Source organism: Novosphingobium sp. BL-A-41-Hi4A-0G, from assembly GCF_055521735.1.
In genome coordinates this window covers 2,760,604-2,776,364 of the sequence record NZ_CM145501.1, presented here as the reverse complement: position 1 = coordinate 2,776,364, position 15,761 = coordinate 2,760,604, and the positions used below count along the sequence as shown (strand labels likewise).

General features: G+C 65.2%; 12 protein-coding genes. 8 read left to right on the top strand and 4 right to left on the bottom strand.

What is annotated here, in order from left to right; all coding sequences use genetic code 11:
• Positions 1 to 130: 130 nt before the first annotated feature.
• From ACZ1JX_RS13365 to ACZ1JX_RS13340, 6 genes are all read left to right on the top strand, one after another.
• Positions 131 to 2,494 (top strand): glycosyltransferase family 4 protein, encoded by a 2,364-nt coding sequence (locus ACZ1JX_RS13365; protein WP_465124012.1) that lies wholly within the window; start codon positions 131 to 133, stop codon positions 2,492 to 2,494.
• The gene (locus ACZ1JX_RS13360) at positions 2,481 to 3,773 is read left to right on the top strand and encodes a glycoside hydrolase family 130 protein (RefSeq protein WP_465124011.1); all 1,293 of its coding nucleotides are present in this window, start codon (positions 2,481 to 2,483) and stop codon (positions 3,771 to 3,773) included. Before ACZ1JX_RS13365 ends, ACZ1JX_RS13360 begins: the two co-directional genes overlap by 14 nt.
• A 45-nt stretch (positions 3,774 to 3,818) precedes the next feature.
• Positions 3,819 to 4,859 (top strand): mannose-1-phosphate guanylyltransferase, encoded by a 1,041-nt coding sequence (locus ACZ1JX_RS13355; RefSeq protein ID WP_465124010.1) that lies wholly within the window; start codon positions 3,819 to 3,821, stop codon positions 4,857 to 4,859.
• The gene (locus ACZ1JX_RS13350) at positions 4,856 to 5,659 is read left to right on the top strand and encodes a class I mannose-6-phosphate isomerase (protein ID WP_465124009.1); all 804 of its coding nucleotides are present in this window, start codon (positions 4,856 to 4,858) and stop codon (positions 5,657 to 5,659) included. Before ACZ1JX_RS13355 ends, ACZ1JX_RS13350 begins: the two co-directional genes overlap by 4 nt.
• A 137-nt stretch (positions 5,660 to 5,796) precedes the next feature.
• The gene (locus ACZ1JX_RS13345; RefSeq protein WP_465124008.1) at positions 5,797 to 7,911 is read left to right on the top strand and encodes a TonB-dependent receptor domain-containing protein; all 2,115 of its coding nucleotides are present in this window, start codon (positions 5,797 to 5,799) and stop codon (positions 7,909 to 7,911) included.
• A gap of 73 nt (positions 7,912 to 7,984) precedes the next feature.
• The gene (locus ACZ1JX_RS13340) at positions 7,985 to 8,929 is read left to right on the top strand and encodes an alpha/beta hydrolase (protein WP_465124007.1); all 945 of its coding nucleotides are present in this window, start codon (positions 7,985 to 7,987) and stop codon (positions 8,927 to 8,929) included.
• Positions 8,930 to 9,086: 157 nt separating this feature from the next.
• Here the strand turns inward: ACZ1JX_RS13340 and ACZ1JX_RS13335 are convergent, their stop codons facing one another.
• The 4 genes from ACZ1JX_RS13335 to ACZ1JX_RS13320 form a co-directional block, all read right to left on the bottom strand.
• A complete protein-coding gene (locus ACZ1JX_RS13335; RefSeq protein WP_465124006.1) occupies positions 9,087 to 10,205 on the bottom strand; it encodes an ATP phosphoribosyltransferase regulatory subunit in 1,119 nt (372 codons plus the stop codon).
• A gap of 297 nt (positions 10,206 to 10,502) precedes the next feature.
• On the bottom strand, positions 10,503 to 12,089 hold the full coding sequence (gene serA / locus ACZ1JX_RS13330; protein WP_465124005.1) for a phosphoglycerate dehydrogenase: 1,587 nt from the start codon (positions 12,087 to 12,089) through the stop codon (positions 10,503 to 10,505).
• Between the two features lie 114 nt (positions 12,090 to 12,203).
• Positions 12,204 to 13,343 (bottom strand): phosphoserine transaminase, encoded by a 1,140-nt coding sequence (locus ACZ1JX_RS13325; protein ID WP_144907446.1) that lies wholly within the window; start codon positions 13,341 to 13,343, stop codon positions 12,204 to 12,206.
• Positions 13,344 to 13,514: 171 nt separating this feature from the next.
• Positions 13,515 to 14,099 carry a TlpA family protein disulfide reductase gene (locus ACZ1JX_RS13320; RefSeq protein WP_465124004.1) on the bottom strand — a complete coding sequence of 195 codons (585 nt, stop codon included), beginning with the start codon at positions 14,097 to 14,099 and terminating at the stop codon, positions 13,515 to 13,517.
• On the opposite strand from ACZ1JX_RS13320, the gene argH reads away from it, so the two are divergent.
• Both argH and ACZ1JX_RS13310 read left to right on the top strand, forming a co-directional pair.
• Positions 14,098 to 15,507 carry an argininosuccinate lyase gene (gene argH, locus ACZ1JX_RS13315; RefSeq protein WP_465124003.1) on the top strand — a complete coding sequence of 470 codons (1,410 nt, stop codon included), beginning with the start codon at positions 14,098 to 14,100 and terminating at the stop codon, positions 15,505 to 15,507. The two genes, ACZ1JX_RS13320 and argH, sit on opposite strands and share 2 nt — an antisense overlap.
• Positions 15,504 to 15,755: a hypothetical protein gene (locus ACZ1JX_RS13310; RefSeq protein ID WP_144907445.1), complete on the top strand. Its 252-nt coding sequence runs from the start codon at positions 15,504 to 15,506 to the stop codon at positions 15,753 to 15,755. The genes argH and ACZ1JX_RS13310 overlap by 4 nt, the downstream gene beginning before the upstream one ends.
• Positions 15,756 to 15,761 lie beyond the last annotated feature (6 nt).

Below are 15,761 nucleotides of genomic sequence, written 5' to 3'. Positions count from 1 at the left end.
GGCTGCGCGATTGGCGCGGCATTCTTGTTGCATCGCAATGCAACCGGATCGCCCCCGCTGCGTTGGTTCATCGAGAGTAAAGTTTCCGCGCCTTCGTGGTTGCTTCAGCTATTCGGAAGACCAGCACGCCATGACCACCATCGACTTCGCGTCCGGACCAGGTGAGACCTCGGCTCCCGGCGTCCTGTCCTTCTTGCGCCGTACGCAGGGCGCGCCCGCCTGCCGGGTTGCCCTCATTGGCGGCTTTGCGCCACGCAAGTGTGGCATCGCGACTTTCACCACTGACATCTACGAGCAACTGGCCGCGCACCACAGCGAAGTGGCCGTCGATCTGCATGTGATCGACGATCCACGCTCGCCGCTGACTTATGGCCCTGCGCGCAGCGTGATCCGCGCCGATTGCGCCGACGATTACCGCGCCGCCGCGCGCCGCATGAACGAGGATGGCGTCGACGCCGTCTGGCTCCAGCACGAGTACGGCATATTTGGCGGCGAGGCTGGTGACATGGTGCTCGAACTGGTCGACCGCGTGGCGGCACCGCTGATCGTCACGCTCCACACCGTGCTGGCCGAACCGTCAGCCCGTCAGCGCGAGGTCATCGAGCATCTCCTGCGTCGGGCTTCGCGGGTGATGGTCATGTCGCAGCACTCGATGGGGCTGTTGCAGACCCTCTACCGGGTCCAGGCCGAGCGCATCGCGGTGATCCCGCATGGCGCGCCGGATCGCCCGCTGCGTAACACGTCGGACCGCAAGGCGCGGCTGGGTCTCGAAGGCCGCCGCGTGATGATGACATTCGGCCTGCTGGGTCCCGGCAAGGGGCTCGAAACGGTGATCGAGGCGCTGCCCGCCATCGTCGAGAACCATCCCGACGTGGTCTATCGGATCGTCGGCGCGACGCACCCCAATCTCGTTGCCACCGAGGGCGAGAGCTACCGTGAAGGCCTTGCCGCGCTTGCCGAGAGCCTTGGCGTCGGGGACAACGTGCAGTGGGACAACCGCTTTCTCGACCTCGGCGAACTGCTCGATCAGATCGAGGCCTGCGATATCTATCTCACGCCATATCCGAACATGCAGCAATCGACCTCGGGCACGCTGAGCTATGCCGTGGCGCTGGGCAAGGCCGTGGTCTCGACGCCCTATGTCCACGCTCGCGAACTTCTGGCCGGTGGCGTGGGCGTGCTGGTCGAGCCGCGCCAGGCCGATGTCATCGCTGCAGCGGTCAACCGCCTGCTCGATGATCCGGACGAGCTGCGCGCCGTGCAGCATCGCGCGTGGACCAAGGGCCGCGAGACGATCTGGCCGCGGTTCGCCGCTGCCGCGCGTGCGCTGGTGGAAAGTGTCGTGGTGCGCCCAGTACGTAATGCGCCGCTTCTCGCGACCCCCGGCTTCTTCGGCGTCACCGCGATGAGTGACAGCACCGGCATCTTCCAGCATTCGATCGGCACCGTGCCCGACCGCCGCCACGGCTATTGCCTTGATGACAACGTGCGCGCGCTGATGCTGATGGGCGTGGCCGATGCCGTGCCGCTGGCCGAGCGGCAGCGCTGGGCCACGGTCTACGCCTCGTTCATCCAGCACGCCTGGAACCCTGACCGTCGCGCTTTCCGCAACTTCATGAACTTTGACCGGACATGGTGCGAGCCGGTTGGATCGGGTGACAGCAACGGCCGTACCGTCTGGGCCCTTGGTGGCGCGATGAACAACGCGCCTGATGAAGGCCTGCGCCATTGGGCCGCGCAGTGGTTCGATATTGCGCTTGCCCCCGTCGCTGCGATGGAAGCGCCGCGCACGGTGGCGTTCGTCATGCTCGGCTGCATCGAAGCCCTACGCGCCAATCCCGGCCATGCCGGCGCGCGCGAAAGCCTGCGACATGGCGGCGAACTGCTGGCCAACCTGCTAGAGGCGGGACGACGTCCCGACTGGGCCTGGTTCGAAGCGGTGCTCGGTTACGACAATCCCCGCCTGTCGCAGGCGCTGATTGGCGCCGGGCGGGTGATGAACCGTGAGGATTGGGTCGAAGGCGGTCTGTCCTCGCTGCGCTTCATCGCCCGCCAGCAGATTTCGGCGCAGGGACACTTCCGCGCGGTCGGATCCGAAACGTTCGGCAAGCCCTACCAGAACCTGCCTTTCGACCAGCAACCGCTCGAAGCGTGGGCTGCAGTCGACGCTGCCGCGGCGGCATATGCCGTCACCGGAGACGCAGGGTGGTTGCGCCATGCCGAGACCGCCTATCGCTGGTTCCTCGGCGGAAATGACCGTGGCGAAGTGCTGGGCGACATCACTACGGGACGCTGCCGTGACGGCGTGACTCCGCAGGGCGTCAATCTCAATTGCGGCGCGGAATCGATCCTGGCGTTCCAGCTTGCGCACTATGCGCTGGCCGCAATCGCTCGTCGTCCGCGAACAATGCCTGGCACTCAGGAACCTAATGCCTCTGATACCATTGCCTTGAAGATCAACAGCAAGGGTACGCAGCAGCTTGCGGGTGCTTGAACAGAGGCTTCACGCCGATCCATCGCGGGTCGTGCTTCGTCCGTTTCATCTTGGGTGGCAGGGTCCGGGGGGCTCCGGTGCCCGGGCGCGCAAGCTCGTGTCCGATGTCGTCTCGTTGACATCCGAGGAGGCGGACGAGGAATACGCCCGCGTCCTTCACGATTTCGAGGAACGTCATTGGCAGACCGAGCAACTGTTCGAGGAGCGCTACCGCCAGATCGAGGCGGTGCTGCACCTTGACGGTTCGGGTCTTTCGATCCGGCGCAAGCGGTTGATCGGGGCCTACTTCTGCCACGAATACACTTATGCTGCCGCGGCGCTGATGAATCCAAGCATCGTGCCCCATCCCGACCAGACGGGAATGGGCGGCGGCGCAGTGCGCTTCGTGATGAGCCTGCGCGCTGTGGGCGAGGGGCACATCAGCTCGATCGTGTTCCGAGAAGGCATTACACTGCCCGATGGCGCGTTCGAACTCTGGCCGCAAAGCCACTTCGCCACGGCCATGCTGCCTGATGACAGCCTGACCGTGTGCAAGGGCGAAGACTGTGCGGTCACGCTCCATCGGCACATGGAAAGCACGCTGTCGAACAGCGTGGTCTTCCCGGTGACAGAGCAGCAGCGCGGCGGGCTCGAGGACCTGCGGCTTGTGCGGTTTGATCATGGCGGCGGTGACTACGAATGGATCGGCACCTATACCGCCTATTCGGGTTCGGCGATCCGCTCGGAACTGCTGCGTACGCGCGATTTTCGCTCTATCGTGCTGGAGCCGATCTTCGGAAGGGCAGGTCGCAACAAGGGCATGGCGCTGTTCCCGCAGAAGATTGGCGGGCAGTATTGCATGGTCGGGCGACAGGACGGAAAGAACCTCTTCCTGCTGCGCTCGGACAACCTCGATCGCTGGGACGACGACGGCGTCTTGCTAATGGAGCCTGAATTCCCATGGGAATTTGTCCAGATCGGCAACTGCGGCAGCCCGATCCTGACCGATGAAGGTTGGCTCCTGCTGACTCATGGCGTTGGCGCGATGCGCAAGTATGCACTCGGGTGTGCGCTGCTTGACCGGGACGATCCGTCGAAAGTCATTGCCCGATCAAGCAAGCCGCTGCTCACCGCGATAGACGCCGATCGCTTCGGCTATGTTCCGAACGTCGTCTATACCTGCGGTGCTCTGCTAGTGGAGGACCAATTGCTTGTGCCTTACGGCATCTCCGACAGCGCGGTTGGCTTTGCCACCACTTCAGTTCGAGAATTGCTGGCAAGGCTGGACTCCACCCGCTAGTAAAAGGTTCGCGCTGCGCTGCAGCAAGGCATATCAAGGCAGTCGATGACCCAGACAGTTCCTGTGATTCTGTGCGGTGGCAGTGGCACCCGCCTGTGGCCCCGCTCTCGCAAGGTGAAGCCCAAGCCGTTCCTTCCTCTGGTGGGCGAAGATACCCTGTTCCGGGCCACCGTGCTGCGCTGCCCCGCGGCAGATGGCTTCGGTGATCCCGTCGTGGTCACGGGCGCTGCCCACCTCGCGCATGTCGAAGAGCAGCTTCCCGATGTTGCGCATACCCACATCATTGTGGAGCCCGAGGCGCGCAATACCGCTGCTGCGATTGCGCTTGCCGCGCTGACCTTGCCTGAAGACGCGGTGATGCTCGTTTGCCCGAGCGATCATCATATCGGTGATTGCGACGCCTTCCGCGCCGCTGCGCACGAGGCTGCTACGCTGGCGCGGGCTGGCTGGCTCGTGTCCTTCGGCATCGTCCCCACGGCGCCTGAGACCGGCTTCGGCTATCTCAAGCAGGGGCCGGTGATCGAAGGGTCGGGCGGCAGACAGGTCGAGCGCTTCGTCGAAAAGCCCGATCTTTCCCGCGCGATGGAGTTCCTGACCAGCGGCGAATACGCCTGGAACGGCGGCATCTTCGCGTTCCAGGTCGGGACCTTTCTTGAAGAACTGGGCCGTCACCGCCCGCAGATCCTTGCCGCAGTGCGGGAAGCGGTGACCAAGGGCACAGCCGATGGCATGCGCTTCCATCCCGATGGTGCGGCCTTCGCCAAGGTGCCAAGCGAATCCGTCGATTACGCGGTCATGGAAAACACCGACCGTGCGGCCATGGTCCCGGCTACGATGGCGTGGTCCGACATCGGCAACTGGCAGGCGCTCCACGAAGCGCAGGAGCGCGACGAAGCGGGCAATTCCGTCCGCGGGCGGGCGGAACTGAAGGATTGCAGCAACGTACTCGTTATGAGTGACGGCCCCCGCGTTTCGGTGGTGGGCGCGTCGAACCTCATGATCGTCGTCGATGGCGACGAGGTCCTCGTCTGCACGCCCGAAGGGGCGCAAGGCGTGGGCAAGCTTTCGGGAGCTGCGAACCAGTGACGTTGTTGCCCCGGCGCATGGTCGAGAAGCCCTGGGGCAAGGACATCCTGCCCCCGCCTTTCGAAGCCGAAAGCGGCCGGAGCATTGGCGAGATCTGGTTCGAACCGCCGCCCGAGCTTTCATCGATTCTGGTGAAGTACATCTTCACCAGCGAAAAGCTCTCGGTGCAGGTCCACCCCAGCGATGCCCAGGCCGAAGCGCTGAGCGAGAATGATTGCGGCAAGGAGGAATGCTGGCTTGTCCTCGACGCCGAACCGGGCGCACGCCTCGGCATCGGCTTTGGCGAGCCGCTCGATGCCGCAGCCATGCGCGCCGCAGCGCTCGATGGCAGCATCGAAGGCCTGATGGAATGGCACCCGGTCAGGCGCGGCGATTTCTTCTACATTCCGGCGGGCACGGTCCACGCCATCGGTGCGGGAATCAGCCTGATCGAGATCCAGCAGAACAGCGACATCACATATCGCCTCTATGACTACGGCCGCCCGCGCGAACTCCATCTCGACAAGAGCATCGCCGTGGCCAAGGGCGAGCCTTACAAGTCTGACCTTCGCCGCCATGACACGCTCGCCGCCGCGTCCGAACTTGCAAACGGCAAGTACTTCACAGCCGATTGCGTAATCGGTGAACCCTCGGACCGGGTCAGGGGGGGCTATGCCGGACCCTGTCTCGTGATCCCGGTGAGCGAGGCGGTCGCAGTCGCAGGTGAGACAGTCGATGTCGGACAATGCGCCTTGGCTTCAGGCATCGCGGCGATTGCCTTCGCCCCTGAAGGAACCTGCCTTCTCGTCCGGCCTGCCTGACGGGGCCACCCCTGGAAAAAGGGTGGAGCGCAAACGTAATGATATCTTGTAACATCGTTTGACGCAGCGTATGGAGCCGCCAGCGCCGCACGCCCGCAAAGGCCGGCGGCAAGGTCGCTTTCATGCAAGGATTATCCATGCGTCTTTCCGCTCTTCTCCTCGGTGCCGCATTTCTCAACGTACCGGCCATGGCCCAGCAAGCTCCTGCGCCCGCGGCCGACGAACAGACCGACAGCCACGCGCAGACGCCGCCGCAAATCGTCGTGACCGCCGCATTCAACCGCGACCGGGCTGACATAATCTCCGGCGTTTCGGTGCTGCAGGGCCAGGAACTCGCCCAGTCGATCCGCCCGACCATCGGCGAGACGCTTGATCGCACACCCGGCGTTTCGGCCACCTCGTTCGGCCCCAACGCCTCGCGCCCGGTACTGCGCGGCCTGCAGGGCGAGCGCGTGCGCATCCTGACCGACGGCATCGGCGCGTTCGACGTCTCGAACACCAGCGCCGACCATGCCGTGGTGATCGACCCGCTACTGGCAGAACGCATCGAAGTTCTGCGCGGCCCCGCCACTTTGCTATTCGGCTCCTCGGCCATCGGCGGCGTGGTCAACGTGATCGACAAGCGCATCCCGCGCGTCGTCCCCGATGAAGCCGCCCATGTAGACGCCATGGCGACCTATGGCTCTGCAGCGGACGAGCGCTCCATCGGCGGTGCAGTCGACGTGCCGGTGGGCGACAAGTTCGTCGTCCACGCCGACGGCAGCTATCTCAAGACCGGCAACTTGCGCGTCGGCGACTACGTGCTGGCACCCTCTGCCCGCGCCGTCGCGCGTGCCAATGCCGGCACAGAAACCGCCGACCAGATCGACGAAGGCATCGACTTCGCCGCCAACGCCGCGCTCAAGGGCCGCCTGCCCAACTCCGCTGCCGAGACATGGACCGCAGGCGTCGGCGCGGCGCTGATCACCGACACCGGCAACCTCGGCATTTCCTACAGCCACTACGACAGCCTCTACGGCATCCCCACCCGCTACGCCATCCGCCCCGGCGAGGAACAGGAAGCACCCCGCCTCGACGTCAAGCAGGACCGTGTGGATCTTCGCGCCGAGGTCGAGACCGGCGGCGGCTTCCTCAAGTCGATCAAGGCCCGCGCCGGATTCGCCTCCTACCGCCACTTCGAACTGGAGCCCGATGGCGCCATCGGCACCGCCTTCTACAACAAGGGCCTCGAGGGCCGCGTCGAAATGGTCCAGGCCGATCAAGGCGCATGGAAGGGCGCAAGCGGCGTCCAGTACTTCGCGCGCGATTTCAACGTGATCGGGGATGAGGCCTTCCTGCCCAAGAGCTCCACCCAGCAGCTCGGGCTGTTCACCCTCCAGCAGATCGAACTCGGCGCGCTGAAGCTCGAAGGCGGCGCGCGCTACGAACACACCGTGCTCGAGGCCAAGCCGCTGCCCGACCAGCCGCAGTTCTTCAACGGCAAGCGCACCTTCGATACGCTTTCCGGCTCGGCGGGCGCGTCCTACGGCTTTGCCGATGGCTGGCGCTTGGGCGTCAACCTCAGCCGCACCGTCCGCGCGCCATCGGCGGAGGAACTCTTCGCCAACGGCCCCCACGCAGGCACGCAGGCCTTCGAAGTCGGCAGCCCAGATTTCAAGACCGAACGCGCCTGGGGCCTCGAAGGCGTGCTGCGCGGCTCCGGCCCCGGCTATACGCTCGAAGCCTCGGTCTATCACAACTGGTTCGACAACTTCATCTACGAGAGCCAGACCGGCGCGGTCGAGGACGGCTTGCCGGTGTTCCAGTTCACGCAAGGGCGGGCGCGCTACTACGGCTTCGAACTGCAGGGCACGGTCAATCTCGCCAAGGTGGGAGACTTTGATCTCGTCGCCGATGGCGTGGCCGACTATGTCCACGCGCAGATCGAAGGCGTCGGCCCCGCACCGCGCATCCCGCCCTTGCGCCTCCTTGGCGGCCTCGGCCTGAAGGGCGAGAAGCTCGATCTGCGCGGCGAGGTGGAATGGAGCGACAGCCAGCCGCGCCTCGCCAATTTCGAGACGCCCACGGCCAGCTTCACCATGGTCAATGCCGAGGTGAACTTCCGCCCATGGGGCAACGAGCGTCCGCTCTCCTTCGCGCTTTCGGCCAACAACATCTTCGATGTCGACGCCCGCCGCCATGCCTCCGTCCTCAAGGACTTCGCCCCGCTGGCAGGCCGCGACATCCGTATCAGCGCGAGGGTCAGCTTCTGAGGCCAACGGTTCATCGCAGATAAAGCCGTGGCCCATCAGTTTTCCCGCTCAGGGATAACGGTGAGGTCACGGCATGAAGCGGATAGGACTCGCAGGCGCGGCGGCATTGGTCATTCTCGGCGCAGGGCTGGCGGAAGCCCGCCCCGGCGAGCGATTGCGCGAACGCATTGCCAAGCGCATGGAACAACGCGCCGAAGGCTCTGCCAAGCGCGAACGTGCGCCGGGTGCGCAGACGTTCTCCTACGGCACCGATCCCCTGCAGGTCATGGACTTCTGGGCCCCTGTCACTATCGACATCGCCCCCAAGCCGAAGGTGCCGCTCGTGCTTTACGTCCACGGCGGCGGGTGGAAGCGCGGGAGCAAGGACACCGCGATGGGCAATGCCCTGCCCGGCCACTTGCGCGATCAGGGCTATGCCTTCGCATCGATCAACTACCGCCTCGTGCCCGCTGCCACGGTCGAACAACAGGCGAGCGACGTGGCGCAGGCGCTGGCATACCTGCTGGCCCGCGCCGATAAGCTGAACATCGATCGCAGCAAGGTCGTCATCACCGGCCACAGCGCGGGCGCACACCTCGTCGCGCTGGTCGGCACCGACGAGCAATACTTGCGCAAGGCGGGCCTGTCCTTCGCCGATATCGACGGCGTGATGCCCAACGACGGCGCGGCCTATGACGTGCCCAGGCAGATGGAACAGGCCGGCCGCATGATGGCCGATACCTATAAGCAGGCCTTCGGCACCGACCCCGCCCGCCAGAAGGCGCTATCCCCCACCTACCACGCCGCCGCCCCCAACGCCCCGCGTTTCCTCCTCCTCCATGTCCAGCGAAAGGACGGCGTGGCACAGGCGCAGGACCTCGGCGCGGCGCTGAAGAAGGCAGGCGTGAACGTCGAATACGGCAGCTTCCCCGGCACCGGCCTCCAGGGCCACGCCGAAATCAACCGCAAGCTGGGTGAGTCGGATTATCCAGCGACACCGGTGATGGATGCGTGGTTGAAGGGGGTGTTTGCGCGGTAGTCAAAATCCTCCCCGATTTTACCGCAGGTGCAAATGGGGAGGGGGACCGCCAGCGAAGCTGGTGGTGGAGGGGGAAAGAAACCCCTCCGTCATTCGCTGCCGCGAATGCCACCTCCCCGTTTGTCCTTCGGAAAAACAGGGAGGATTGGTGCTGCGTTCAAACCTTGACCGGCCCGCTAACCCCCAGAACATGCGTGCAGCCCAACCCCTGCGCACTGTCCACATCGCTCAACGCCGCCACGGTGCGCCAGCCAATCGACCGCAACCGCGCTGCCTCATCACGATCATGCCCCAGCGGAAGGAACACGCGATCCTCCGGCGTTTCGCTGGCCGAGAGCAGGTCGATCAGCGCGTCGGGGTAGAGCGAGAACCCGGTCGCCGCCTCGTCCTTGCCGTTCCCCGCAATGCGATAGGTACCGCCGCGTCCCACTGGCCCGCGCGCGCCTTCGGCGTAGAGGGTGAAACCGAACCAGGTCTGGTATTCGAAGCCGTGGCGCTCGCTGGGATCGAGCGTCAGCCGCGCTGCGCCGTTCAGGCTCGCGGCGATCTGCCTGAGCGCGGCGATGCGCGAGGCGAGCGCACCGCCCGCGTCGATTTCGCACAGCTTCTCGATGGCGCTGTCGAACTCGCCGGTGGCGTAGAGCAGCGGCACATAGGCCTCGCCGCCCACATCGCGCAGGCCGCCCGCATCCTTGGTGTCCAGCTCGCGCCGTACCGCCTCGATCTGTCCTGCCTCAAGCGGGAAGGCCTTGGCGGCCAGCGTATCGACCAGATCGGGCAGGGTGAAATCGACGCTGACGCCGCGCGCGCCTGCCGCCTGCAGGGCCTCGACCGCGATTGAGACGATCTCGGTCGCCGCCGCCAGATTGTCCGCGCCGACGAGTTCGGCACCGCACTGCAGCTTCTCGCGCGCCGGGTTCAGCCCGTCGCTCTTGATGGTCAGCACCTGACCCGCATACATCAGCCGAAGGGGGCGCGCCGCTTCGGCCAGCCGCGTCTGCGCGATGCGGCCGATCTGCGGGGTGTGATCCGAACGCAGGCCCATCATCCGCAGGCTCGACGGATCGGTGAAGCGGAACATGCGGCGGGACTGGATACCCGCCATCCGTGCGGCGAGGCTCTTTTCGAACTCGATCATCGGCGGCAGCACGCGGTCATAGCCGTGGCCGTGCATCACGTCCTGAATGCTGCGCATCACGCGCGTGGTGGTCGCCGCCTCGGCAGGCAGGCGGTCCTCAAGCCCCTCGGGCAGCAAGCTGGAATCAACGTCGGTCATGGTTGGGGCGCTTAGCGGCAAGGTAGGGAAATGTCGAACCCTCGCGTGATTTGCGAGGTTCGGCTTTGTTGTGTTTCTCGCAGAGACGCAGAGGAAACAGAGAGCGCAAAGAGGGCACTCCCGGCCGCAAGGCCGCTTCTCCCTAAAACCTCGCGTTTGGCGCGATCACCCGTTCGGAAGTGCGGCTTCGCCGCGAGCGCAACCTCTCTGCGCTCTCTGCTTCCTCTGCGTCTCTGCGAGAAACCAAAAGGCGGGCGCATTTCTGCACCCGCCCCTCGATTTCACACTGGCGTCCGATCAGACGAAGTTCAGCGCCTTGACCGTGCGGACGCCCTGGATGTCGCAGGCCTGCTTGAGCACGTCCTGCGGTACCGGGTTGTCGAGCGAGAGCAGCAGCACCGCCTCGCCACCGGCTTCGCGGCGGCCAAGGTGGAAGGTGCCGATGTTGATCTCGTTCGCGCCCAGCAGCGTGCCGATGCGGCCGATGAAGCCCGGCGCGTCGGAGTTGACGATGTAGAGCATGTCGCCGTCGAGATCGGCTTCGATGCCGATGCCGAAGATCTCGACAAGGCGCGGCTGGCCGTTGCCGAACAGCGTGCCCGCAACCGAACGTTCGCCCTGCGAAGTGCTGACGGTGACGCGCACCAGCGTGCGGTATTCGCCTTCGCGATCATGGCGCACTTCGCGCACGTCGAGCCCGCGCTCCTTGGCGAGGAACGGCGCGTTGACCATGTTCACGCTCTGCGAATACTGGCTCATCAGGCCAGCGAGCACCGCAGCAGTGATCGGCTTCTGGTTGAGCTGCGCGGCGGCACCTTCAACCTCGATGGCGATCTTGGTCAGGTTGTCGTGCGCGAGCTGGCCGACCAGCTTGCCGAGCTTTTCAGCCAGCGCCATGTAGGGCTTGAGCTTCGGCGCTTCCTCGGCCGAGAGCGAAGGCATGTTGAGCGCGTTGGTGACACCGCCGGTGACGAGGAAATCGGCCATCTGCTCGGCCACTTGCAGGGCAACGTTGACCTGCGCTTCGGTCGTGCTCGCACCGAGGTGCGGGGTGCAGATGAAGTTCGGCGTGCCGAACAGCGGCGATTCCTTGGCGGGCTCGGTCTCGAACACGTCGAGCGCGGCACCTGCCACCTGGCCCAAATCCAGCGCAGCCTTCAGCGCGGCTTCGTCGATCAGGCCGCCACGCGCGCAGTTCACGATGCGCACGCCCTTCTTGCACTTGGCGATGTTCTCGGCCGAGAGGATGTTGCGGGTCTGGTCGGTCAGCGGCGTGTGCAGCGTGATGAAGTCCGCCTTGGCCAGCAGCGTATCGAGATCGGCCTTTTCAACGCCCATTTCCACGGCGCGCTCGGGCGTCAGGAACGGGTCGAAGGCGACGACCTTCATCTTGAGGCCCAATGCGCGCGAGGCGACGATAGAGCCGATGTTGCCCGCGCCGATCAGGCCGAGCGTCTTGCCGGTCACTTCAACGCCCATGAAGCCGTTCTTCGGCCACAGGCCCGCCTGGGTCTGCGCGTTGGCTTCGGGGATCTGGCGGGCGAGCGCGAAGATCATGGCGATGGCGTGTTCGGCGGTGGTGATCGAGTTGCCGAACGGGGTGTTCATCACCACCACGCCCTTGGACGAGGCGTAGGGAATGTCGACATTGTCGACGCCGATCCCGGCGCGGCCGATGACCTTGAGGTTGGTGGCGGCATCGAGGATCGCCTTGGTCACCTTGGTGGACGAGCGGATGGCGAGGCCATCGTACTCGCCGATGCGCGCGATCAGCTGTTCAGGCGTCTCGCCGGTGATCACATCAACGTCGCAGCCCATCTCGGTAAAGATGCGGGCGGCATTGGGGTCCATCTTGTCGGAAATGAGAACCTTGGGCTTGGTCATGTTTCGATCCAATCCGTGCGTCCCCGCGAAGACGGGGACCTTGATGTTGTTACGCGGGGGTAATTGCGTGCCGGGGGAGGCCCCCGCTTTCGCGGGGGCGCAAGTCCCCACAAATCAGGCCGCGGCGAGTTCCGCCTTGGTCGTCTCGTAGGCCCAGTCGAGCCACGGGCCGAGGTCGGCGATGTCCTCGGCGTTGACGGTCGCGCCGCACCAGATGCGCAGGCCAGCCGGGGCATCGCGGTAACCGGCGATGTCGTAGGCTGCGCCCTGCTTTTCGAGGAGGGCTGCAAACTTCTTGATGAAGTCAGCATCCGCGCCTTCGACCGAGAGGCAGACCGAGGTCTTCGACCGGGTCGCTTCGTCAGCGGCGAGGTGCGAGAGCCACGAACGCTCTTCAACGATCTTGTTCAGCGCTGCCGCATTGGCATCACTGCGCGCCTGCAGGCCCTTCAGCCCGCCAAGGTCCTTCGCCCATTCGAGTGCGAAGATCGCGTCTTCGACCGCGAGCATCGAGGGGGTGTTGATCGTCTCGCCCTTGAACACGCCTTCGGCCAGCTTGCCCTTGGAAACAAGGCGGAACACCTTGGGCAGCGGCCATGCTGGCGTGTAGGTTTCAAGCCGTTCGACAGCGCGGGGGCCGAGGATCAGCACGCCGTGGCCGCCTTCGCCGCCAAGGACCTTCTGCCAGGAGAAGGTGGCAACGTCGATCTTCGACCAGTCGATGTCGTAGGCGAAGACTGCCGAGGTGGCATCGGCGAAGGACAGGCCCTCGCGGTCAGCAGGGATGAAATCGGCGTTCGGCACGCGCACGCCCGAAGTGGTGCCGTTCCAGGTGAACAGCACGTCGTTCGACCAGTCAATCGCGTTCAGATCGGGGATCTGGCCATAATCGGCGCGCAGGATCGTGGGATCGAGCTTCAGCTGCTTGGCGGCATCGGTGACCCAACCTTCACCGAACGATTCCCATGCCAGCGTCGTGACGGGGCGGGCGCCCAGCATCGTCCACATCGCCATCTCGAAAGCGCCGGTGTCAGACCCCGGAACGATGCCGATACGGTGCGTATCGGGCAGCTGCAGCACTTCGCGCATCAGGTCGATGCAGTACTGCAGGCGCGTCTTGCCGATCTTGGCGCGGTGTGACCGGCCCAGCGATTCGGTGGCGAGCTTTTCGGGGGAGTATCCGGGCGGCTTGGCGCAGGGGCCGGACGAGAAATAGGGGCGCGCAGGCTTGCGAGCCGGAATCGTAGCAGACATGTAGTCTCTCCTTACAGAGAGCACGCGCGGCGTTGGGACCGCGTGGCCCGCCGGCCGCTCTAGTGAGGCGCGGGCGAATGTCAAACCATTCCGTTTCCAACTCTCCTGAACTCTAGGGCAACTCTCCCCCAACTCTTCAGGGCAAAGGGCCAACTCCCCTGAGCAAACGCCCTATTTCTCGAGGGTCTCGGCAAGCATCGCGGCGGTGCGTGGACCCGACCAGTCATGCGCCCCGATCATCCGCCAGACTTCCTTGCCTTGCGCATCGTAAAGCACCGTCGTCGGCAGCATTCCCGTCGCGTAGAAGAAGCCGAGGTTGTTTTCGGTGTCGAGCCAGGGTTCGAGCTTGGCGAACTTCTTCTCAGCGTAGAACGGCGCGACCTTGGCCCCGCCTTCGATGTCTTGCGATACCGTGAGGACGCGGAGTTTTCCGGCGTTGTCGGCGGCCAGCTTGTCGAGCATCGGCATTTCGAGGACGCAGGGGCCGCACCAGGTGGCCCAGAGGTTGACGAGGACCGGCGTGCCTTTGAGATCGCGCAGTTTCAGCGTCTTGCCCGACGGGTCCGTCACGGTGAAGTCGGGCATGTCCTTGCCGCGGTTGGCGATGTCGAGCGTGCCGTTGAATTCGCCCTTTGCGGCAGATTCCGTAGGTGCCGTGCTGCTCTGCGGTTGCGAGTCGGGCGCGGCTTGCCTATCGCACCCCGCGACGGCGAGCGCCGGGACCAGCATCAGCACTTTCAGTGAACGGACGGACATGGGCGACAATTCGGGCTCCAACCAGATGTGGGGCGGGCGCTTCGCAGGCGGTCCCTCGGCGATCATGCGCGAGATCAATGCCTCGATTCCCTTCGACAAGGCCTTGTGGCGGCAGGACATCGCCGCGTCAAAGGCCCATGTGGACATGCTCGGCGCGCAAGGCATCGTCTCGGCCGAGGATGCGTCGCTGATCGCCAGCGGGCTGGATCAGGTTGCGGCAGAGTACGAGGCCAACGGGGTGCCCGAGAACTGGGACCTCGAAGACATCCACATGACCACCGAAAGCCGCCTTGCCGAACTGATCGGCCCGGCGGCCGGGCGTCTGCACACTGCACGCAGCCGCAATGATCAGGTTGCCACCGACTTCCGCCTTTGGGTGCGCGATGCGATGGATCAGGCCGAGCTTGGCCTGAAGCAGCTGCAACTCGCGCTGGTCTCCCGCGCGGGCGAGCATTCGGGCAGCATCATGCCCGGCTTCACGCACCTGCAGACCGCGCAGCCGGTGACGCTCGGCCACCACCTCATGGCCTATTACGAGATGATCGGGCGCGACCGCTCGCGCTTTGCCGATGCGCGGGTGCGGATGAACCGCAGCCCGCTGGGTGCGGCGGCGCTGGCCGGCACCGGCTTTCCCATCGATCGCTTCCGCACCGCCGAGGCGCTGGGCTTTGACGGGCCGACCGACAACAGCCTCGATTCCGTGTCCGACCGCGACTTTGCGCTCGATTACCTGATGGCCGCCGCGCAGTGTTCGCTGCACCTTTCGCGGCTGGCCGAAGAGTTCATCATCTGGGCGAGCCAGCCCTTCGGCTTCGTGACGCTGCCCGACAGCCTATCGACCGGCAGCAGCATCATGCCGCAGAAGAAGAACCCCGATGCCGCAGAACTGGTGCGTGGCCATTCGGGGCGGATCGTCGGGTGCCTGACCGCGCTGATGATCACGATGAAGGGCCTGCCGCTGGCCTATTCGAAGGACATGCAGGACGATAAGCCGCCGGTCTTCGAAGCCGCGAGCCTGCTCGCCCTGTCCATCGCGGCGATGACCGGGATGGTGGCCGAGGCGACGTTCCGCACCGACCGGATGCGCGCTGCCGCCGAACTCGGCTATGCCACGGCTACGGACCTTGCCGACTGGCTGGTGCGGCAGGCCAACATCCCGTTCCGTGAGGCGCACCACATCACCGGCTCTGCGGTGAAACTTGCCGAATCGCGGGGCATCGCGCTCGATCAGCTCTCGATCGAGGACCTGAAAGCCATCGACGAGCGTATCGACGATCGCGTCTATGCCGCGCTTTCGGTCGAGGCGAGCGTGGCGGCGCGTTGCAGCCATGGCGGAACCGCGCCGGACGAGGTAAGGAAGCGCGTGGCCCAAGCGCGCGTGGCGCTGGGGCTGGAGGAATCGGCTTGAAGCTCTCGCGCACTTTTCTGATCGGCACATTTGGCGCGCTCGCCTTGGCGGGGTGCGGCAATCGGGCCGAACTGAAACTGGCGCCGGACCAGACGCCGCCGCCGATCCCCTATGGCCGCGAGGTCCAGCCGGGCGCGGACGACCTGCTCAAACCCCCCGCGCAGGCAGCCCCTGCGCGCAATGTCGAGCCGCGTCGCCGCTCGCAGGATCGCGAAGACGATCCTTTCGACCTGCCTCCCGAAGACTGAGTTACT